This is a genomic window from Spirillospora sp. NPDC047279, from assembly GCF_040643285.1.
Lineage (GTDB): Bacteria > Actinomycetota > Actinomycetes > Streptosporangiales > Streptosporangiaceae > Spirillospora.
This window is the reverse complement of the sequence record NZ_JBEYUA010000004.1, coordinates 215,633-235,178: the sequence shown is the minus strand read 5'-3', so window position 1 is coordinate 235,178 and position 19,546 is coordinate 215,633. Positions and strand designations below refer to the sequence as shown.

Annotated in this window: 18 protein-coding genes; 6 read left to right on the top strand and 12 right to left on the bottom strand. The window is 67.9% G+C overall.

The window, feature by feature from the left end; all coding sequences use genetic code 11:
- Nucleotides 1-406: 406 nt before the first annotated feature.
- The 3 genes from ABZ810_RS11465 to ABZ810_RS11455 all read left to right on the top strand — a co-directional run bounded on the left by ABZ810_RS11465 (nt 407) and on the right by ABZ810_RS11455 (nt 4,262).
- Nucleotides 407-1,819: a YifB family Mg chelatase-like AAA ATPase gene (locus tag ABZ810_RS11465; protein ID WP_358402131.1), complete on the top strand. Its 1,413-nt coding sequence runs from the start codon at nt 407-409 to the stop codon at nt 1,817-1,819.
- Nucleotides 1,820-2,439: 620 nt separating this feature from the next.
- Nucleotides 2,440-3,507, top strand: a complete 1,068-nt coding sequence (dprA, locus tag ABZ810_RS11460; protein WP_358402129.1) for a DNA-processing protein DprA — start codon at nt 2,440-2,442, stop codon at nt 3,505-3,507.
- Nucleotides 3,508-4,073: 566 nt separating this feature from the next.
- Nucleotides 4,074-4,262: a hypothetical protein gene (locus tag ABZ810_RS11455; protein ID WP_358402128.1), complete on the top strand. Its 189-nt coding sequence runs from the start codon at nt 4,074-4,076 to the stop codon at nt 4,260-4,262.
- Between the two features lie 239 nt (nt 4,263-4,501).
- Here the strand turns inward: ABZ810_RS11455 and ABZ810_RS11450 are convergent, their stop codons facing one another.
- Both ABZ810_RS11450 and ABZ810_RS11445 read right to left on the bottom strand, forming a co-directional pair.
- Nucleotides 4,502-4,816 (bottom strand): DUF2469 domain-containing protein, encoded by a 315-nt coding sequence (locus ABZ810_RS11450; RefSeq protein WP_358402126.1) that lies wholly within the window; start codon nt 4,814-4,816, stop codon nt 4,502-4,504.
- A gap of 884 nt (nt 4,817-5,700) precedes the next feature.
- The gene (locus ABZ810_RS11445; RefSeq protein WP_358402124.1) at nt 5,701-7,218 is read right to left on the bottom strand and encodes an MFS transporter; all 1,518 of its coding nucleotides are present in this window, start codon (nt 7,216-7,218) and stop codon (nt 5,701-5,703) included.
- 103 nt (nt 7,219-7,321) lie between these two features.
- Here ABZ810_RS11445 and ABZ810_RS11440 point away from each other — a divergent pair, with 103 nt between their 5' ends.
- On the top strand, nt 7,322-8,209 hold the full coding sequence (locus ABZ810_RS11440; RefSeq protein ID WP_358402122.1) for a helix-turn-helix transcriptional regulator: 888 nt from the start codon (nt 7,322-7,324) through the stop codon (nt 8,207-8,209).
- 65 nt (nt 8,210-8,274) lie between these two features.
- Here the strand turns inward: ABZ810_RS11440 and ABZ810_RS11435 are convergent, their stop codons facing one another.
- The 9 genes from ABZ810_RS11435 to ABZ810_RS11395 all read right to left on the bottom strand — a co-directional run bounded on the left by ABZ810_RS11435 (nt 8,275) and on the right by ABZ810_RS11395 (nt 16,256).
- Nucleotides 8,275-9,003, bottom strand: a complete 729-nt coding sequence (locus tag ABZ810_RS11435; protein WP_358402120.1) for a ribonuclease HII — start codon at nt 9,001-9,003, stop codon at nt 8,275-8,277.
- A 50-nt stretch (nt 9,004-9,053) separates the two neighbouring features.
- A complete protein-coding gene (lepB, locus tag ABZ810_RS11430; protein WP_358402118.1) occupies nt 9,054-10,025 on the bottom strand; it encodes a signal peptidase I in 972 nt (323 codons plus the stop codon).
- Between the two features lie 767 nt (nt 10,026-10,792).
- The gene (gene lepB, locus ABZ810_RS11425) at nt 10,793-11,665 is read right to left on the bottom strand and encodes a signal peptidase I (protein WP_358402116.1); all 873 of its coding nucleotides are present in this window, start codon (nt 11,663-11,665) and stop codon (nt 10,793-10,795) included.
- A 230-nt stretch (nt 11,666-11,895) separates the two neighbouring features.
- Nucleotides 11,896-13,176: a site-specific integrase gene (locus ABZ810_RS11420; protein ID WP_358402114.1), complete on the bottom strand. Its 1,281-nt coding sequence runs from the start codon at nt 13,174-13,176 to the stop codon at nt 11,896-11,898.
- Nucleotides 13,176-13,367, bottom strand: a complete 192-nt coding sequence (locus ABZ810_RS11415; protein ID WP_358402112.1) for a helix-turn-helix domain-containing protein — start codon at nt 13,365-13,367, stop codon at nt 13,176-13,178. The genes ABZ810_RS11420 and ABZ810_RS11415 overlap by 1 nt, the downstream gene beginning before the upstream one ends.
- A 153-nt stretch (nt 13,368-13,520) precedes the next feature.
- On the bottom strand, nt 13,521-14,984 hold the full coding sequence (locus ABZ810_RS11410) for a replication initiator (RefSeq protein ID WP_358402110.1): 1,464 nt from the start codon (nt 14,982-14,984) through the stop codon (nt 13,521-13,523).
- A gap of 62 nt (nt 14,985-15,046) precedes the next feature.
- Nucleotides 15,047-15,418 carry a helix-turn-helix transcriptional regulator gene (locus ABZ810_RS11405; RefSeq protein WP_358402108.1) on the bottom strand — a complete coding sequence of 124 codons (372 nt, stop codon included), beginning with the start codon at nt 15,416-15,418 and terminating at the stop codon, nt 15,047-15,049.
- A complete protein-coding gene (locus ABZ810_RS11400; RefSeq protein WP_358402106.1) occupies nt 15,415-15,621 on the bottom strand; it encodes a hypothetical protein in 207 nt (68 codons plus the stop codon). Before ABZ810_RS11400 ends, ABZ810_RS11405 begins: the two co-directional genes overlap by 4 nt.
- The gene (locus ABZ810_RS11395; RefSeq protein ID WP_358402105.1) at nt 15,618-16,256 is read right to left on the bottom strand and encodes a hypothetical protein; all 639 of its coding nucleotides are present in this window, start codon (nt 16,254-16,256) and stop codon (nt 15,618-15,620) included. The genes ABZ810_RS11400 and ABZ810_RS11395 overlap by 4 nt, the downstream gene beginning before the upstream one ends.
- Before the next feature lie 488 nt (nt 16,257-16,744).
- Here ABZ810_RS11395 and ABZ810_RS11390 point away from each other — a divergent pair, with 488 nt between their 5' ends.
- Together ABZ810_RS11390 and ABZ810_RS11385 are read left to right on the top strand one after the other, a co-directional pair.
- Nucleotides 16,745-18,013 (top strand): hypothetical protein, encoded by a 1,269-nt coding sequence (locus ABZ810_RS11390; RefSeq protein WP_358402103.1) that lies wholly within the window; start codon nt 16,745-16,747, stop codon nt 18,011-18,013.
- A gap of 803 nt (nt 18,014-18,816) precedes the next feature.
- Nucleotides 18,817-19,023, top strand: coding sequence for a hypothetical protein (locus ABZ810_RS11385; protein WP_358402101.1), 207 nt, complete (start codon nt 18,817-18,819; stop codon nt 19,021-19,023).
- A gap of 122 nt (nt 19,024-19,145) precedes the next feature.
- On the opposite strand, the gene rplS is transcribed toward ABZ810_RS11385, so the two are convergent.
- Complete coding sequence (rplS, locus tag ABZ810_RS11380) at nt 19,146-19,499, bottom strand: 50S ribosomal protein L19 (protein ID WP_358402099.1); 354 nt, start codon at nt 19,497-19,499, stop codon at nt 19,146-19,148.
- Between the last annotated feature and the right edge of the window lie 47 nt (nt 19,500-19,546).

Sequence of the window (19,546 nt, the reverse complement as noted above, 5' to 3'; positions counted from 1 at the left end):
CTTCCGGAGCGGATGAGAGTGCCATAGCGATGTGAAGCATCATCGCTGCGACTGCGTTGGGGACAGCGCTGACGACGAGCGACACACCCAGCGGCGCAGCTCCAGGGTGCAAGACGTGCCAGGTGCTGGAGAGGCCGTAGCTCATGGCGATGGCGGCCGTAGCAGTCCGCCTCGCAGATTCACGCCCAGGACCTTCGGGGCTACAGAAGTAGACCAGGGTGCCCACCAACTCGCACACAATGACCGCTACGGGCAGAAGCCAGGCGACGCGGGTACTCCATCCGGCTGCTTGACCAAGGGCGCTCTGTGGCTCGTAGGCGAGCGCAGCGACGGCTGCTAGCGCCACGGGGGTCCCTGCGTAGACAGCCCATCGGGCGGGCCTTGCCGGGGGCTGAGGTTGCTGCACGTGCCGACACTCCTCGAAGCGTGCTATCTTCAACAACGCTTCGGGTTGGGCTGGCCCAACCGCCACGTCACCGTGAGCCTCTTCCCGGCGAGCCTCCCAAAAAGAGGCTCGATCTTCGACCTGGCCATCGCGGTCGCCCTGCTGGCCGCCGCCGAAGCCGTCCCCGCCAAGGCCTGTTCCAACCTCGTCATGGTCGGCGAGCTGGGCCTGGACGGCCGCGTCCGCTCCATCCCCGGCGTTCTCCCCGCCGCCGTGGCGGCCGCCAACGCCGGCTACAGCACCGTCGTCGTCCCGCAGGCCAACGCCGCCGAGGCCACGCTCGTCCCCGATCTCAAGGTCATCCCGGCCGCGTCCCTCCGCGCCCTCCTCTGCCACCTGCGCGACGAGCCACCACCGGTCGAGGAGGACGAGGAGACCCCGGCCCCGCGCACGGCCGCACCCGCCGACCGGCGTCCCGACCTGGACCTCAGCGACGTACGGGGCCAGGCCGAGGCCCGCCGCGCCCTGGAGATCAGCGCCGCCGGAGGCCACCACCTCTACTTCAGCGGGCCTCCAGGCTGCGGGAAGACGATGCTGGCCGAACGCCTGCCGACGCTCCTGCCTCCCCTCGACCCGACCGCCGCGCTCGAGGTCACCGCCATCCACTCCATCGCCGGCACGCTCCCGCCCAACCAGCCGCTGATCACCCGCCCACCGTTCTGCGCACCCCACCACACCGCCACCCGTTCCGCCATGGTCGGCGGCGGCTCCGGCCGCGTCATCCAGCCCGGCGCCGCCTCCCTGGCCCACCGCGGCATCCTCTTCCTGGACGAGGCCCCCGAATACATGAGCGGCGTCCTCGACGCCCTGCGCCAGCCCCTGGAAGAGGGCGAGGTCAGGATCGCCCGCTCCGAGGGCACCGCGTGCTTCCCCGCGCGCTTCACCCTCATCCTCGCCGCCAACCCCTGCCCCTGCGCAGCCGCCAAAGAGCTCGACTGCTCCTGCGCCCCCTCCGTCCGGCGCCGATACCTGGCCCGCATCTCGGGCCCGCTCCTCGACCGCATCGACCTCAAACTCGAACTCCATCCCGCCAGCCGCACCGAGCTCCGCTACGACCTGGAGTTCGCCGAGCCCAGCGAGGTCGTGGCCGAACGGGTCCAGGCCGCCCGCGAACGCACCGCCCACCGCCTCCTCGACACCCCCTGGCGCTGCAACGCCGAGATCCCCGGCCCGGAGCTCCGCCGCCGCTTCACCCCACCCCGCGAGGCCATGAACGCCGCCGACGACGCCCTCAACCACGGCACCCTCAGCGCCCGAGGCCTCGACCGCGTCCTCCGAGTCGCCTGGACCATCGCCGACCTGGCCGGACGCGACCACCCCGACGAGAACGACATAGGCGGCGCCCTAGCCCTATGGACAGGCCGCCGCCCCTAACCCGCCCAGCCCTTCCCCACACCACCCCACACGCACGCCCACCCCAGGCCGAGCCCGAGGCCGAGGCCGAGAGCGAGCCCGAGAGCGAAGTCAGGTCGCCCAATCCGAAGGGCCTACGCCCACGCCCACGCCCACGCCCAACTGTCCACAACCGAACCGTCCATGACCAACCACACAACCTCCCACCTCGGACCCACGAACACGCACACCCAGAAACCGGAGGGCGCAAAGCCGAAGATCGCACTCACACACCCGGGCATCACGTCTACGCACACCCGAGGGCGCACCAACGCGCGCCGAGTGCAGCCCCGACGCACACCTGAGAATCACGTCAACGCATGCCGACGAGAAACACCCCAGCCCCCCGCACCCTCCACCAAGCCCAACCCGTCATCACTCCGCCCGTAGCTCCCAAGCCAGAGCGGCCAACCCACTCAAAGAAGCACGGCGAACGCCCACCCGCATGCGGCTGACCGCCCCTCGAACACCACCTGAGCAACCGCCAACACCCTTCCGCCCGCTTACACCAGCTGCCCCACCCCACTACAGGAGTCCACATGAACGATGATCGGCAGGCTCGAGCCACCCTCTGTGCTGTCGCCGAGCCCGGGGACACGGTGATGGGCCGATTGATCGCCGTCGCCGGACCCACCGGAGCCTTAGAGGCGATCCGCACAGGTGAACCTCCACCTGGAGTCGACGCCCACCGCACCGCCCCGAGGCTGGACCGCTGGCGGATCAGGCTCTCGGCCGCCGACCCTGATGCCGACCAGGCGATCCGCGAACACCTGAACATCCGGCTGGTCTGCCCCGGCGACCCCGAATGGCCGACCACGCTCGACGATCTCGGCGACGAACGACCGTACGCGCTGTGGCTTCGTGGCCCGGAGGACCTGCGGTACGCCTGTCTGCGTTCGGTCGCCATCGTGGGTTCGCGCGCCGCTTCCCCCTACGGACTGCGCGTCGCCGCCGACATGGCCTGCGAACTGGCCGAACAACGCTGGACGGTGATCTCCGGCGGTGCTCTCGGCATCGACGCGGCGGCCCACCGCGGCGCCCTGGCCGCCGACGGGCCCACCGTGGCGGTCTTCGCGAACGGAGTGGACGTCCCCTATCCCGCGAGCAACGACGGTCTCTTCGCCGAGATGGCCCGCCGTGCCCTGCTGGTCGGCGAGACACCGCCCGGCACGGAGCCCAACCGCCTCCGCTTCCTGGTCCGCAACAGAGTGATCGCCGCCCTCTCCCGCGGCACGGTCGTGGTCGAGGCCGCCCGCCGAAGCGGCGCACTGGGCACTGCCGCCTGGGCCCGCAAACTTGGCCGCGTCGTCATGGCCGTCCCCGGCCCAGTGCATTCGCACTCTTCGGTCGGGTGCCACAAACTCCTGCGCGAGGAGCCTCCCGCCACGCTCATCACCCGTTCAGAGGAGGTGATCGAGGCCGTGGGCCCGATCGGGGCCCTCGCCCCAGAACCCGGAGCCCCGGTCCTCCCCCGCGACAACCTCGACCCCACAATCCGAGCGGTCCTGGAGGCCCTCCCCTCGCGGGGCGGCACCGGCCCCGCCCAGATCGCCGTCAAGGCCGGCCTGGACCTCGGCACCGTCAACGGCAAGCTCGGCCTCCTGGCCGCAGCCGGCTTCGTAGAACGCGCCCCCACCGGATGGCGCCTCACCAAACAAGCCCGCAAATGACCCCGCCGACCACCACCCACGACCGCCAACCGCCCGGACCAACCCCAACCACAGCCGCTAACCTCCGCCCCTGGCATCGGCCCCGCAGCTCCGGCTCCTGTGCGCCACCTCGCTCCTCCGCCAACACCCGTCCTGTCCACCGCCAACACCACCACCCTGTGCATTGCGTACACGAACTGGCGCCCGGCATGCGTTCACATAGATCACAGCGCTCGGCCGCAGCCGCTCAGGGGCCCACCCGCCCGCAGACATACGGCAGGGCAAACCTTCACCACACGAACGCCACCAACGCCCTGCCTGGATTCCTGCGCCGTCATCCGCCGCGAACACGGGCTGGCTCTCCGCGTGCGGTCATCCGGACCACGGTGGCCAGAGCCACAGCAGCCCGGAGGCACCGGCCCCCGCGCGCCAGGGCGAGACCTCCACCGGGCTGCGGTGCCTGGACGCCGGGAGGAACCGGCTGGCGCAGGTGCCGGCCGAGCTGGCCGAGCTGGCGGCCCTGGAGGAGCTCTATCTGGACGGCAACCGGTTGGAGCGGATGCCGCCGGTAGGGGCGATGCCCGGGCGTGCGGGTGCTGGACCTGAGCGTCAACCGCCTGGCGGCGCTGCCCGGAGGGCTGGGCGGGCTGGTGCGGCTGCGGTACCTGTACGCACGAACGCCTCTAACGCCATCCGCCGACCCGATCGCCACCGACACCCGTGTGCGCAAGTCGCGTTCGGTGTGGAGGCGGGTCGAACGAACATGGCGACCCTGACCACCAGCGGGGACGCTGCCGGCATTCAGCCGGCCTCTGCCCCATTCGGCCAAGTCCGCGGCGACGGTCTTGGCCTCCGACTCCCGAGCGGCAATGGCTCGGGTCAGCCAGAAGGAGTGATCACATGGGTACGCACCAGCACCGGGCCGAGCAGGAGAACTCGCAGCATCGAGCCCGGGCCGGGGGTGTCTCCTGGGTTCGTCAGGCCATGGCGCCTGAGGGCTCCGGCTCGGGGCGGGTCACTGCTCGGAGGGGAGCTCGAAGTCGCTCTTGGCCAGTTCCTCCACGTTGACGTCCTTGAACGTGACGACGCGGACGTTCTTGACGAAGCGCGCGGGGCGGTACATGTCCCAGACCCAGGCGTCCTGCATGGTGACCTCGAAGTAGACCTCACCGTTGTCCGTGCTGCGCACCTGAAGGTCCACCGAGTTGGTCAGGTAGAACCTGCGCTCGGTCTCGACCACGTAGGTGAACAGCCCGACGACATCGCGGTACTCGCGATAGAGCTGCAACTCCATCTCGGTCTCGTACTTCTCAAGGTCTTCGGAGGACACCGTTACCCCTCTCCAGGAACGGGCGGGCCGTTCCACCAGGCACTTTGCCCCTGTCGGGATCGCCGAACCGCCCCCACACCCATGATCATCAAACGACCGTGAGAGGTGAGACCGACTCTTCCCAAGAAGGCTAATGGAGACCGGGCAGATTCAGTGGAAACGCCCCTCCGCAGACCGGCCGCCAGCGTCGGCCGACCAGCCGAAAACCCGGGCCCCGCTGGGCTCCGCCCGACCAGCCGAAACCCGGGGTCCTGCTGCGCTCCACCCAGAAGCCGAAAGCCCGGCAACGTGAAACGCTCCCTCCGTCCGGATGACCGCCGGGCAAGGCGGATGCCCTCCCCAGTCGACGAATTGGCGATCCCGCAGGCCGCCGACTGGCCCGCAGGGCTCCAGGCTCAAGGGTGTGCCGCCTTCGAGGCCGTCCTGCCCTCGTGAATTCGGGCCTGGAGATCAGGAGCCTCGAAGCCGCCGGCAGGCCGCGGGGCTCGAATTGGCCAGGACCCTTCCCATGCAGCCGCAGTGGCCAGAAAGGGCGCTGTCGGCCGCACGGGCGACACAGGCCGCACGGATGACGCAAGCCGCACAGGTGACGCAGGCCGCACAGGTGACGCAGGCCGCACGGATGACGCAGGCTGCACGGGTGGCACACCACACCTTTGGGCGGCGGGCGCTCTGCGAGGCATCCTGCCCGCTTCAGGGGGTGCCTCGCCCGGTCGGCAGCGCAGCCGCGTTCTGCGGGTCGGTGGAGCCCAGCAGGGATCGCGAAGGTGATCATGACCGATGTCGTCCACCAAACAGCTCAAGACCTCGAATGCATGTTCGATGCCTCGCCACTCTCCACGCTTGTCCCGTGGATCGTTCACGAGGCTGCATGGTGCTGCGGGTCATCGCAGCTGGCGGTGCGCCAGGGCGGCCGGTGCGTCCGGAGGGGGCAACGGGTCCGCCTGACTCGATCTCGGCAGCCAGCGGAGAGCGAGCAGGCCGAGTGCCAGGTGCAGGAGGGCGGCCACGGCGGCTGCCGCATGGAGACCGGTGACGAAAGCGGACTTGGCCTCATCCCGGATCGGGGCCGTCAGATCAGGGAGGTGAAGCGTCTCGTCGAGCGTCGGGGCAAGGTCCGGGCCCTGGATGCGGAACAGCAGGGCGGCGAGTGAGCCGAGGAGGGCGATGCCGAGCGCGTTACCGATCTCGTTGCTCGCCTCGGCGATCGCCCCCGCCGAGCCGGCTCGTTCGGGAGGGACGGCGCCGACGGCGGTGTCGGCCACGACGGCGAAGGAGATGCCGTATCCGAAGCCCGCGATGACCGTGGAGGCGACGTACCAGCCGACCCCACCGGTGATCGTGGTCGGGAGAAGGAGGATCAGCCCGGCGGGAATCGAGAAGTGGCAGATGAGCAGGGCGGTGCGCTTACCGATGCGATCGACCACGGCCGGCGTGACGACACAGGTGACGGTGAGCACCAGAGCCCCAGGCAACGCGAGCAGCGAGGCCTGCAGGACCGGGAGGTCGAGAACGGACTGAAGATAGATGCCCGCCAGATACGCCGTCGCGGACCAGGCGGCCAGCGGCAGCAGGCCAGTGATGATCGCGACCGCGAAGACCCTGTCGCTGAAGAGCGAGAAGTCCATCAACGGGTGCTCCAGGTGACGCTGGCGTACCCCGAACCAGGTCAGCAGTGCTCCCCCGGCCAGCCCGCCCAGCACGGAGAGGATCGAGAAGCCTTCGGCCGCCGTGTGCTTGAGGCTGTAGATCACGAACAGCAGCCCGACGGCCGAGGTCACGACGCTGACGGCGTCGATCCGGCCCGGCCGGGTCGTGCGGACCTCGCGGAGCAGGACAGGGGCGAAGCACAGGAACAGGGCGATGACCGGGAGGTTGATCAGGAAAACGGAACCCCACCAGAACCGTTCCAGCAGCACACCACCGGCGACCGGGCCGATCGCGAACCCGGCGGCGAACGCCGCGGCGAAGATGCCGATGGCCTGCGCCCGCCGCCGCGGATCAGCGAACAGCTCGCTCAGCACGGCCAGGGCGGCCGGGAGCAAGGTCGCCCCCGCGACGCCCGTCACGGCGCGGGCGGCGATGAGGAGCTCAGGACTGGGAGCGAACGCCGCCGCGGCGGAGCCGATGCCGAAGAAGGTCGCACCGATCATGAGGAGCCTCAGCCGGCCGTACCTGTCGCCGATAGTGCCGAACGCGATGAGCAGCGACCCGACCGCGAAGCCGTAGATGTCCAGGATCCACAGGGCCTGATCGGCGGTGGGGTTGAGGTCCTGGCTGATCCGCGGCATCGCCAGGAACAGGATCGACCCGTCCATCGAGACCAGGAGAACGGGCCCGAGAACGACCAGGAGCCCGAGCCAGGCGCGTGCGCCGGATGAGTTCGTGTGCTGTCGAGACATGGCGTCCACGTTCGGGCGCGCCACGTTCACCAGCCATCCCTGTGCCGTGGGTACACCCAGCAGGTGCACCCACGTCAGCGGGAGGCCGCCTACGCTCGATCTCGTGGAGAGCCTCGGAGCGTACTTGAAGAACCGCCGGGACCGGGTCACGCCGGACGAGATCGGGCTGCGCACGTACGGAACCGCGCGGCGGGTCCCTGGGCTGCGCCGCGAGGAACTCGCCCAGCTCGCCGGAGTGAGCGCCGGCTACTACACGCGCCTTGAACAAGGGCAGGCCGAAACCGCCTCCGAGCAGGTCCTGAACGCCCTCGCGCGAGTGCTGAACCTTGACGAGGTGGAGACGGCGCACCTGCACAACCTCGCCCGGCAGCCGTCCAAGGCCGGGCTGTCCGAACCGGCGTGGGAGGAGCCGTATCCCCGCGTCCTCACCCTCCTGGACTCACTCGGTGACGCGACACCCGCGATCGTTCTCGGCAGGCGCGGGGACGTCCTCGCCTGGAATCGCGCCGGCCATGCGCTCTTCGCCGAGCACGTCGATTTCGACGCGCCGGGCACTCGCGAGCACCGGCCCTCGATCCCGCGAATGTTCTTCCTCGACCCGCTCACACGAGACCTGCACCGCAACTGGGACGAGCTGGCGCACGTCCACGTCGCCTATCTGCGCCTCACCGCCGGCCGGTTCCCCACCGACGCGCGGCTGGCGCAGCTGATCGGCGAACTCACCATGCGCAGCGACGAGTTCGCGGCCATGTGGGCGGCCGGCGAGGTCGCCGACTGCACCGTCGGCGACATGCACCTGCGCCACCCCACCATCGGAGCCGTCAGCGTCGCCTACCAGGTCTGGCTCCAGCCCGACAGCCCCGGCCACCGGCTCGAGATCTACACCGCGAACGACCCGACCTCCGCCGACGCGCTACGCCTCCTCAGCCAGCGCACCCACCAAGACCTCCCCACCGACCAACTCCCCCACCCCACTCCCGACCCATCCTGAACGCCGCCCGAACCACCCCAGAACCACAGATGATCGCTCGTGGGGGTGGGGTCAGCGCGCAGGGGTCAGGCGGGGGCTTGGTTGGGGGTGGAAAGGGTGGGGGTGCTGAGGTCGGGGGTGAGGGGTGGGGGCTCGGTCCCGTTGTCGCGGCGGGCGCGGCCTACGTTGACGAAGGAGAAGCGGTGTTCGGGGCAGGGGCCGTGGGTGGTGAGGGCGGCTGAGTGCTCGCGGGTCGTGTACCCCTTGTGCACGTCGAAGCCGTAGTCCGGGTAACGGTCGTGCAGCTGCACCATGAGGCGGTCTCGGGTGACCTTGGCGATCACTGAGGCGGCGGCGACGCAGGCGGCGACCTGGTCGCCCTTGATGACTCCGAGGCCGGGCACGTCCAGGCCGGGGACGGTGAAACCGTCGCTCAAAACGTAGGAGGGACGTGGCTCCAGGGCGGCCAGCGCGCGGCGCATGCCGGTGATGTTGCAGCGGTGCACGCCGACCCGGTCGATGTCGTGGCACGGGATCACGACGACGCTCCAGGCCTCGGCACGTTCGACGATCTGCTCGTAGATCGACTCGCGCCGGGCGGGCGTCAGGAGCTTGGAGTCGGTGAGGCCCTCGATCATGCCCTTACGGCCGCGCCGCAGGATGGCGGCGGCGACCACCAGCGGGCCCGCGCTGGCTCCACGGCCCGCTTCGTCGACCCCGGCCACCCGGTCGAAACCGGCGTGTTCCAGCGCACGCTCGTACGCGTGCAGGCCTGCGTCACGGCGGGGGGTGAAGCGGAGTGGACGACCCATCATGGGACACCAGCGTACGGCGCCGCACACCCGCAAGGTGCCCCTATTGGGGGCTAACCGGACGAGGCGCGCAGGCGGAGGCGGCGCCGGATCAGGATGATCGGGACGGCGCCGGCCAGGCCCAGGAGCATCGGGAGGCCGCCGGCGGCGGCGTGGTTGAGGGCCGGGCGGTCGAACGTCTTGGGGATCGGCAGGGTGTCGATGCGGTTGAGCGGCCACACGATCACGAAGGCGCGGCCGATGACGCGGTTGACGGGCACCGTGCCGCCGCCGGGGTCGCCGCGGTGGTTGCGGGAGTCGTAGGAGAGCTCCCGATGATCGCCCATGACCCACAGCTGCCCGGTGCCGACGGTGACCTCGAACGGGAGGTCGGACGGCTTGTTCTGCTCGCCGGTCAGCGGGTCGGTGTAGAGGTAGGACTTCTCGTCGATCGGCACGCCGTTGACGGTGATGCGGCCCTGCGCGTCGCAGCACTTGACCTGGTCGCCCTGGACGCCGATGACGCGCTTGATGTAGTCCTTCTCACCGGGCACGACGCCGAACGTGCTGCCGATCGCGCGCAGCACCTTGGACACCGGGTTGGACGGCTCGGCGACGTTGATCTCGGGGTCCCAGGAGTCCAGGCCGCTGAACACCACGACGTCCCCGCGCTCGATGTCGCGCGTGTGGTAGACGAGCTTGTTGACCAGCACCCGGTCGCCGACCAGCAGCGTGTTCTCCATCGACTCCGACGGGATGTAGAACGCCTGCACCACGAACGTCTTGATGACGAGGGCGAGGACGAGGGCGACGCCGATCAGGACCGGCAGTTCCTTCCAGAAGGAGCCCTGCTTCTTGCCCTTCTTCGCACCGCCGCCACCGGTTTCGTCCGAATCCTCATCGGCATCTTCGTCATCGCCGTCCGCCTCGGACGAAGTCGCCCCGCCCTTCGCCTTGGAGACGGCGACACCGTCCGCGGGCGCCCCGTCCTCAGCAGTGCTCTGTGAGGGACCGGAGGCCGCGCCGTCCGACAGGGGACCTGACACGGGATCGTCCTGCGAGGGACCGGAGGAGCCACCGTCCTGCGAGGAACTGACGGGCGTGCCGCCCGGCGAAGGATCGGGGACAGGGCTGTCGCTGTCCTCCATGGGGCTGGAGGACGCACCGGCCGGTGAGGGACTGGACGCCTGGCTGTCCTGGGAGGCGTCAGGAGCGGGACCGCCCGGCGAAGAATCGGGGGCAGAGCTGTCCTGCATGGGACTGGAGGACGCACTGGCCGGTGAGGGACTGGACGCCTGGCTGTCCTGCGAGGTGTCAGAAGCGGGGCCGTCCAGCGGGGGACCGGATGCCGCGCCGCCCTGGGAAGCACTGAACGCCTGGCCGTCCTGCGAGGGGCCGGAGGACGTTCCGGTCGGTGCAGGGCTGGACGTCTGGCTGTCGGGCGAAGAACTGACGTTCTGTCTGCCCTGTGAGAGGCCGGAGGCCGCGCTGCCCTGCATGGAGGTGGACGGCTGGCCGCCCTGCGAAGGGGGCGAAGCGGGGCCGGAGGCCGCGGCGTCCTTCACGGGGCCGGAGGCCGCGGCGTCCTTCACGGGGCTGGAGGGTTGGCCGCCCTGGCCGGGGGTGGCTGGGGGTGAGGGGACGGGGCCGCCTTTGGGGTCGGCGGGGTGCTTGTCCTCTGGGGCCGCGCCCTCGGCTTCGGAACGCACGTTTCTCCGATCGTCCTCATCACCTGGCCCCCACCGCGGGCCTGATCCGGAAGACATCGTGACACGAGCGGCCGGTCATGTCGGGCAGGAGGGAGGCCCGCGATCTACGCGTCGCGCCTCTGGCGGAGGCGGCGGTGCAGGAGGACGACGGGGATCGCGCCCGCGAACCCCAGGGCCAGCGGGGTGGCGGGCACCACGACGCCGGCGGCGTTGAGCGCCGGCTGCTCGAAGGTCTTGGGGATCGGCAGTGTCCCGATCCGGTCGAGCGGCCAGACGACGACGAACGCGCGGCCGATCACCCGGCTGATGGGGATGGTGCCGCCGCCGGGGTCGCCGCGGTGCGCGCGCGAGTCGGACGAGACCTCGCGGTGGTCGCCCATGACCCACAACTGGCCGGGCTTCACCGTGTGGTCGAACGTCTCGTTGGAGGGCTTGTTCTGGTCGCCGGTCTGCGCGTCGCCGTAGAGGTAGGACTTCTCGTCGATCGGCACGCCGTTGACGGTGATGCGGCTCTGCGCGTCGCAACACTTGACGCGGTCGCCGGGGATGCCGATGACGCGCTTGATGTAGTCCTTCTCGTTCGGCGCGACGCCGAACGCGGTGCCGATGGCGCGCAGCACCTTGGAGACCGGGTTGGACGGCTCGGCGTAGTCGACCTCGGGGTCCCAGGAGTCCAGGCCGTTGAAGACCACGATGTCGCCGCGCTCGATGTCGCGGATGTGATAGACGATCTTGTTGACCAGCACCCGGTCGCCGATCTGGAGGGTGTTCTCCATCGACGCGGACGGGATGTAGAACGCCTGGATCGCGAACGCCTTGATGACGAGGGCGAGGACGAGGGCGACACCGACCAGGACCGGCAGTTCCTTCCAGAACGAGCCCTGCTTCTTGGACTTGCCCTTGGACGACGACTCTTCGGAACCGGAGCTCACGGCCTGCTTCTCGTCGGGCACCGCGCCCTCGGCTTCGGAACGCACGTTTCTCCGATCGTCCTCGTCTGTCATCAGAGCGAAAGCCTATCGGCGTCCGGCCCTGCGCACCGTGCGCACGGCCGTGTCGCCGGACCACTACCTGCGGCCGCCGTCCGGAACGGCCAACGCCCCGGTCACCGCTGAGGGTTCCCGGGGCGTCGAAGGATCAGGTGCGCGGCACGGATCAGAAGTCGCGCTTCTCCTTGCTACCCGCACGCAACCAGCAGCGGAACAGATCATTTCTCCTCAGGGGGCACATCGAGGGCACTCCCCTCGCTGATCACGCTCCATGCCTCGTCCACGGCGAGTCGCATCCGCTCGTTGCTCGAAGGCATCAGATGCGTGTATGTGCGGAGCGTGAAGCCCGGATCACTGTGGCCGAGGTACTCGGCGAGGGCGCGGATGTCCACACCCTTGGTCAGGAGCACGCTGGCGAAATGATGTCGCAGCGCGTGAAAGCCGTTCTCCCTGGTCGGATCGACTCCAGCCGCTCGAAGAGCTGACTTCCAGACCTGCCAGTTCCAGTCGTTCCGATTGATCGCGTTGCGTTGCCGTGTGGTGAACACGAGCCGTGTTGTGATCGCCTCTCCATCAGGGATCTTCCACGGCAGTGTCACCGTGATCGGAGGGTACTGCTCCATATGCGCTTCGACGATGCGAGCGAGTGAGCCCGGAAGCGGTACCTCGCGGATCTTGCCGCCCTTGGGCAGGGCGAAGACCAGCCGGAACCCGCCGAGGATCTTCACTTGTCGCCGTACGTGAACCACAGCTTCGTTCATGTCGATGTCATCGACGGCCAGGCCGAAGGCTTCCCCCTGTCGCAGGCCGAGCCGTGCCCCTACGGCTACCAGGGCGGCAAACCGCTGGTTGATCTTCTTGGCGACCAGGTCAGCCTGTTCGACGGACCATGGATCGATCTTCTTCCGTTCTGCTTTGGGTGGCCGTACCGACGAGGTCTGACACGGGTTCCTGCTGATCAGGCCGTCATCGACAGCGGCGGTGAGCACCGTGGACACGTGATCGAAGACGGCCCGGACGTGGTTTGCGGAGGTCTTCCTGTCCCGAAGCCAGGCCTGGATGATCGAGGGCCGTTTGGCGATCGCCCTCAGTTCCAGATCGCCCAAGGTCGGGTAGGCGTGCAGTCTCAGTCGCTGCTCTGCTGTCTCCCGAGAGCTCTCGTCAAAGGTTTGTGCGGCGAGCCACTGATCAGCATAGGAACGGAAAGTGATCTTCCCGTTCGCTGGACTGACGTGGGTGTCCGTGTTGAGCTCTGACGTGATCTTGGCGTCGAGGGCTTCGGCGTAGATGTCAGGATCGGTGTCGTCGCGCTTGCCGCCTCTTCTGGGGCGGTTGAGCTTGCATTGTTTGCCGTCCTCGTCGCGCCAACGAACTTGCCAGCGGTCGCCTTGGCCATGGTCTTTGCTGGGGTTGAGCTTGTGTTCGCGACACCGGGAAACAGCCTGGCCGTTGGCGTCGAGGCGGGGTTCGCGGGTGTGCCAGCGGTCATAGACGGCCATCAGGCGGCCTCTTGCTGCTGGCGCACCCAGGCGATGACATCGTCGGGCAGGTAGCGCAGATGGCGCCCAACCTTGGCGGCTTTGGGGCCGACGCCAAGGTAACGCCACTGGTAGAGGGTCCGGACCGGGACGCCGAGGAAGCGGGCAACTTCCTGAGGTGTCCAGGTGCGATCTGATTCGAGGGTGGTCATGGGCGGTGATCTCCTTGCGGATGTGGATCATGGGTGTCCTTCCGGTTGGGGGTCGTGATCCCGTGTGGTTGATCACTCCCGGCCTGCCGTGGTCTTCCGCGTGCGCGGCGGCGTGGCCTGCTGGTGGTTCGCCGTTGCGGCGACCATGGAGGGTCATGCGGCTAGGAGTTGGGTGGTGTGGGCGTGTTCGTGGGCGAGGTCTTCGCGTCCGGCTTGGTGTCGTCGGCGGGCTTGGTCGGCCGCTGTGTTGGCCAGGAGGGCGTCAGCGATGGTGTGCCAGCCGGTTCCGACGTAGGTGAGCCGCCCGACGACGAGCGTGGTTTCGGTGTCAAGGTGATCTTGACGGTTGATCTCGTCTGGTTCGGGGCCGGACGCCGAGGTGCAGTGATGTAGGGCGCGGGCTTGGCGGAGGTAGGAGAAGGTGACCGAGTAGCGGCGGCCTTTGGTGAGGAAGTGGCCGCCGAAGCCGAGCATGTGGGCCCAGCGGCGAAGTCCGGCCCAGTCGGGATCGTCGCCGAGGTGCCAGGCGGCGGCGATGAGACGTTCGGTGTGGGTGCCGTCAGGGTCGGCGTACAGGGTGACCGAGCGTTCGTCGAGGCGGCGGGAGGTGTGGCCGGTGATCTCGGTGCCTTTGGTGGCGTACTTGGCCAGGTAGCCCGCGACCATCTGATCGGTGAGCGGGTCGGCGCCGGTCATGGTGATGACGGTGACCTTGGTCTGGCCGCCCCAGGCGATGCGCCACCCTTCAGACTTGCCGGGATGGGCGGGCGTGGTGTGGGTGATGGTGGCGGCGGCGTGATGGACAGCGTCGTGCAGGTCGATGGCGGTGAGCCCGGCCGGAGGCGTGGCCGGGCTGGTGGGGTTGTCAGGGTCGTGGCCATCCAGGCGTAGTACGGCGTGGAAGTGGACGGCACCGCGGGCTTGGTATTCGGCGACCTTGCCGTGCGCGACCCGTACCGGGGGCAGGCCACGGCGCCGGGCGGTGTGGTTGAGGTGGCGTTCGATGGCCTGTTTAGTGCGGCGCCACAGCTCTCCGGCCTGGTGGTTCCAGACCACGTGTGCATCATGGTCGTAGCAGTCCAGGCACAGCGGTTGCCCAAGACGGGAGTCGTCAAGTTCGTGCCGGGCGAAGCAGGCGAGCGTGACGCCATGCGGGCAGGTCTCGGCCGAGCCGTGACTACGAGCGTGGCAAGGGTCAGGGCGACACGAGCAACGGGACTTGTCTCGGCACAAGTGCCGGCGGAAGGGCCGGGTGTGGACCTGACCGAAGCTAGGGGCGGTGAAGGTGGCGAACACGGCCGGATTTGCAGCAACGGCGGGTGAGATGGTCTTACCGCCGACCAGACCCGCGCGGATGAGCTGAAAAGCGTCTCCCTGGTAGGTGTAGGCGCACGACGGGCACACCTTGTGACGCCGGTTCCCGCACGCCTTGTAGAGCACCCCATCGGGCATGTCAGCGGTACGGGCTGTCGCTTGGATCTCGCCAGTGTGTTCGGCGACGGTGTCCAACTCTCCGAACAGGCGGACCGGGCGGGAGCATCCGGCGGCCGGGCGAACGTGTTCCAGCCAAGCGGCGTAGCCGTCTGCGGCACGTTCCAGGATGGCAGCGGTGAGCAAGGTTGGCGGGGCGGCCCCAGCCGCCGTGAAGGGGGTTGGGGCCGCCGTACCTGGGGTGTGGGTCAAGCCGTGCCCACCTGGGGGCGTTCGGCGACCAGGAGAGGACCATCAAGGCCCGGTAGAACCTCCATCACGGTCACGGTGAACAGGTCATCGTGGCTCATGCCGAAGGCGCGGCAGTACAGCCGCTGATACGGCTCACCAGGTGTAGTGTCTCCGGCCTCCCAGGACCGGATCATTCGCTGGATGACGTGGAGCGCGGGCAGGTGCCTACGCTCATCGGAGTTGGCGGATTGCCGCAACCGGACAGCCAGACTCTTCTGGCTCCACTGCCGGTTGATGCGCTGATTTCGCAGCTGCGAGGCGAGCCAGGAACGGCCACACGAGCCACACGGCTCCGTCAGCTGCGGAAAGGATGCGGTCGAAGCGGTCATGAGGTCACCGCCGGTACCGGGGCAACGGCCTCGGCCGGAACAGATGCCGCCTCCATGACGAGGGCCAGAGTGACCAGCGGCCGAAGGTCGTCAGCCGGGACGTCCAGCGCCTTCAAGGCAACAAGGAGTTCGTCACGGGTGAGTTGGGAGACGAACGCGGTAACCGTCTCCACGGTGATGGGGATCCTGGTGGGTGTGGTCATGAGACCACCGCCGAACCGGACTGCCGGTTGATGAAGGCCAGGTCGGTGCATCGCTGCATGCGCTGCTCATCGGGCCAGAGCTGCGCACTGACGGCCTTCCACTCGTCCGTGATCGCCTGGATCCGAGTGGGTGAGCTGGAATCCAGCTCGCGAAGGTAGTGCCGGTTGATCTTCCGAGTGCGTGCATCGAGTTCCCGCACGCGTTCGTACCCGAGTCGCTCCAGACCTTGAGCGGCCAGCGTGATGACCTCATCTGCCGGAAGCGTGTGAGGTCCGGTCTCCGGGATATCCGCCGCGTACAGCGCGACGGCGAGTTGCCCGAAGGTCAGTTTGCCCAACAGCAGGGCGAAGCGAATTTGGGCATCGCGGCAGGCGTGGGCGAGTGAGGTGTCAAGAGCTTGTTGCAACTCCATGGTCAGGACGGTGTCGGGGCGAGCCTTCCACTTGGCGACGGTGCGTACGGCGGTTCCCAGGTGCTCCGCGAAGCCCTCGTTGGTGAGCCGGAGTGCGGTGCATAGCGCAGCGGCGTGCCGACCGGTCCACAGGTCCACGATCGCGATGTGGGCTCGCAGGGTGGCCTGAAGCAGGTCGTTGATGATCCGCGCGTGCAGGTTCGGATGCGTGAAGGCATCCATGCCGGGAGTCTGCCGAGCCTCAGCACCCATGCTGGGCTCACACTGTGTCCGTGACGTAGCCTGGACTGGCATCTTCCGTGTCCTTTCACGAGGTGGACGATGCGCCCGGCCTCGGTGAGTTGCAGCTCACCGGGGCCTTCTTGATGTGAAGAATACAAACTGAGTTTGTATTTCTCAAGGTGTCTCACGAAGGCGGTTCATTCGCGAGATCTTCAATTGCCCTTCACTTCGAGCATCGCCACAGGACACATCCGGCAACAGGCGTCACGCTGAGGCTGTAACGGACACCGAGGCCCCTCACCAGGCCCGCAAGAGGGCAGCGGGGGGTCACCAGGGGTCTCCTCGATCTGATCCACGTCGCACCCAGACGAGGCGTGTCTATCCTGAAGAACGTGAGCGCTATGCCCCTGGCGTCATTGCCCTCCGCCGTTGATCCGCCTCGGCACCCGTTGGTCGAGGCACGCCGAAGCCGGGGTTGGTCCCAAGAGGTGCTTGCCCACCTGCTCAGGGAGCAAGGCCTGGGGACGACCCGCAAGACCGTCACGCGTTGGGAACACGGTGTAGTTCCAGACGACGCCGCTCAGGCCGCTCTCTGCAAGCTGTTCAGTCTCCCCCCGGAGACCTACCTTCGCGTCACCTGGCCGGGATGGCTCCCCACAAGCGGCCTGGTTGGAATCCAGGAACCGTGGAACGCCGAAGGAACGATCAACGCACTCACCACCGTCGCGGAGCATGCAATAGTGGATCGCCGTGAATTTGTCCTGCTCATGGGCGCCGAGCTTCTTCTTCCCATCTACAACTGGCGCCTGAACCCTGGACCCTGGCTTGCGTACCGCGATCGCGGTCATCAGGTAAGCAACGCGCTCGTGGACGAGATCGAACGTTTGATCTCAGTCCGCCGTCGTATGGACGACGAGCACGGCGGCGGTGGAATCCTGGAGATGCTCCATTCCGACCTTCGCTTCGTAACAGACATGCTCAAGAACGGGCGATACACCGAGGCCACCGGACAACGACTGTACGGTGCCACGGCCGAACTTGCCCGGCTTGCCGGATGGGCTGCATTCGACAGCGGACGACAAGCAGCTGCCCAGCAGTACTACTTCGCAGCTCTTCGCGCAGCGGCGGCGGTTGGCGACCATCCCTTGGCCGTGAACGTGGTTGGCTTCCTCGGCATTCAGGCCTACTCCACGGGTCGGCTAGATGACGCCACCCAGCTCCTAGAGGTTGCGACGGCCGAGTCCCAGAAGAAGACGCCAAGTGTCATCCAGGCAATGACATGGGCTCGCGCTGGCCGCGCGTACGCCAAGGTCGGGCAGGCCGCCATGGCCCGGCAGGCCTTGACCAAGTCGACCAACCTCTTGAACCGGGCGGTATACGGAGACTCTCCGAACTGGGCCTACTGGGTCGATGAGACTCGAATGGCCGCACAGCTGGGTCGCGCACTGTTCGATCTCGGGGACTACGCGGGAGCATCCCGTGAGCTGACCAGCGCCGTGGAGTCCTGCGGTACCAAATACCCACGTGACCGAGCCACATGGCTAGGTCGTGTCGCCATTGCTCACCTCCGCACTGGCGACATCGATGCAGGATGCGAATCCGGCCGACAGACGGTCGACTTGATCGCTAATCAGATCGACTCTGAGCGAGGCATGGGGTTCCTCCGGACGTTCCAGACCGAACTCGCCTCGGCAGGAAACTCCGCCAGCGCCCGCGAGTTCGCCGAGTACGCCGATTCCCGGCTGGGTGCTGCCTAGCCCTGTGTCCTACCGCCGACACCAGGACGAGGGCGACTCTCGTGCCACTCGATAATCGTGGCCGGGTGCCACACATGGGTCCTGCCAACTGTGAGATCAGGCTCCGGCATCTGCTCACGAATCCGGTACGAGCTCACAGTTGCGACCTTGACGCCGAGATAGGCCGCGACATCAGACGTGGTCCACCACTCAGCGGAAGGATCAGGCTTAGTCTCCTCAGTCTCCACCACGTCCGCCATTCTCCCCGATCACAGGCACCGCTGACAGCGGCCTCGTCGTCGCATCACAGGACCCAGAGGGCCCAGCAATCCCTGTGCAGACTTTCTTCACTATCTCAAGGCGGCCCGAGAACGGGCCGCACGGGCGCGCCGACCTGGGAAGCGTGGGCGCCGGCCCGCAAGCGTTGGCCGGCGCCCAGCCCTATCGGCCCGCAGCGCGCCCGGGACCAGATGACTCGTGCCGCATGAGATTCAGGAGAAGTCCGCCAGGTTGCCGCAGACCGGTTCCCGCCTTGCACGGGGACCCCGCGCGGGGCCTCACGACGGGGCCGATGCGGGCAGGCGGGTGCCGCCCGTCAGCCGATCCAGGCTACGAGGCCCCGCCCCCGCGCAAGTCCGGAACCGTCCCGCTGTCACGCGCTGTGACGTTGACGCTTAAGCGTCAAGCCCGGCGAGAGCTCGCGAAAATCGCATGACGATGGGCTGACGACCACGAGACACTAGGAGCATCCGGCCTGGGCGCCCGGCCGAGCAGATTGCATCCACCCATCACCCTAAGTGAGAACTACTTTGCGTACGTACCTTGTGACTGTAGATGAGCTTGAAGACAAGAGAAGGGACCCCAAGGAAATCGAGGTTGTCGCCAAGGGGTACGAGATCCTTCCGCCGCTTGCTGACTCACTGTGGGGTAATCACTACGTCTTCTACGACGAAGAGGGCACGACCGTCCGCATGTTCCACGAGAAGTTCGTGATCTTCATCCGACCTGATGACCAGGGAGACCCCAGATAACAGGGCACAGCCAGGGCACATGAGGACAGGATCACCCGAGAAACGCTGAGAACCACCGAGAGACCCTTTGCAGGTCAGCACGGTGGTTCTCAGCGTTGAACAGGCCCCGAAAGTGCGGGTGCCTAGAAGTCGCGCTTCTCCTTGATGCGCGCGGCCTTGCCGCGGAGGTTGCGCAGGTAGTAGAGCTTGGCGCGGCGAACGTCACCGCGGGTGACGACCTCGAGCTTCTCGATGTGGGGGCTGTTGAGCGGCCAGGTGCGCTCGACGCCGTAGCCGCCCTTGCTGACCTTGCGGACGGTGAAGCTCTCGCGGGCGCCGCCGCCCTGGCGCCGGATCACGACGCCCTCGAAGACCTGCACTCGGGTGACCTTGCCCTCGGTGATGCGGGCGTGGACCTTCACCGAGTCGCCCGGACGGAAGTCCGGGTGGTCGCTGCGCAGCGCGGCGTTCTCGATCTCCTGGATCAGGGTGTGCATGACAGGCGTTTCCTCATGGGTCGAACGCGGACACCGAGAGGCCCCGG